General features: G+C 48.6%; 2 protein-coding genes. Both read right to left on the reverse strand.

All coding sequences use genetic code 11. From position 1 onward, the window contains the following. A partial coding sequence (locus J6I44_RS20535; protein ID WP_265768145.1) for a type II glyceraldehyde-3-phosphate dehydrogenase occupies positions 1 to 635 on the reverse strand: 635 nt, incomplete at its 3' end. 17 nt (positions 636 to 652) lie between these two features. Continuing rightward, on the reverse strand, positions 653 to 742 hold the full coding sequence (locus J6I44_RS20985; RefSeq protein ID WP_350356729.1) for an SHOCT domain-containing protein: 90 nt from the start codon (positions 740 to 742) through the stop codon (positions 653 to 655). Between the last annotated feature and the right edge of the window lie 56 nt (positions 743 to 798).

Consider the following 798-nt stretch of genomic DNA (forward strand, 5'->3'; position numbering starts at 1 on the left):
GCTGCCGTCACTACATCCAACTCGGGATCCACGCTCTGAGCATCCGGCCCCTGGTGACTTGGAATTTCCGGTTCGGGAACCAGCGTATTCATGATGCCACTCTTATGGCTTTCCCACGGATCGGTAGCCCGACGTAGCAGCGTGCCACGCGCTTTCTTGAGCAGTCCGGCCCGTTTCAACGCACCCAGGGTTCGCACAATGGAGGTGGTGTTGCAGGAAACAACCCTGGTTGAATCTCTTCCCACCGCTGAGTCGTAGTTGGATTCGGCACTGAAGGAGTGACCGGTTGTTTCATGTTTTTCACCACCCTGTACGATATATTTCACCCCTGCTTGCCGGTATTTTTCAGCATTTTGAGCACCGAATTTTTTGGGAGCACAGTCCACAACCACATCGGCGATAGATACTAAATCATCAAGGTTGCCGGCCACGGGTATGTGGGAATCGTCCATGGCTTGTCGTCCTTCCTCCGTATTGGCAAATACACTATATTTTTTGGCTGCAACTTTAATCCGCCAGTCGGCAGCTACATCTCCAATGCCAATAAGCTCCATATCATCCTGTAGGGCTACAGCCTCCGCTACTCTTTTCCCGATTACTCCATAGCCATTTACGGCAACTTTAATTTTCTTCATAGGTTCAGCCTTAAATTTTAATTGCTTTGGTTTAAGATTTTTTTCCGTTCCTCGAACTCTTCCCGTTCAATTTCTCCGCGGGCAAATCTTTTCTTTAATATTTCCATGGCATTCTCTTCCAGTTCTGTTTTGGGGCGATAGGGGATGACATTGAAAACAACCA

Origin of the sequence: Fodinibius salsisoli, assembly GCF_026229185.1 — a bacterium.
GTDB classification, from domain to species: Bacteria; Bacteroidota; Rhodothermia; order Balneolales; family Balneolaceae; genus Fodinibius; species Fodinibius salsisoli.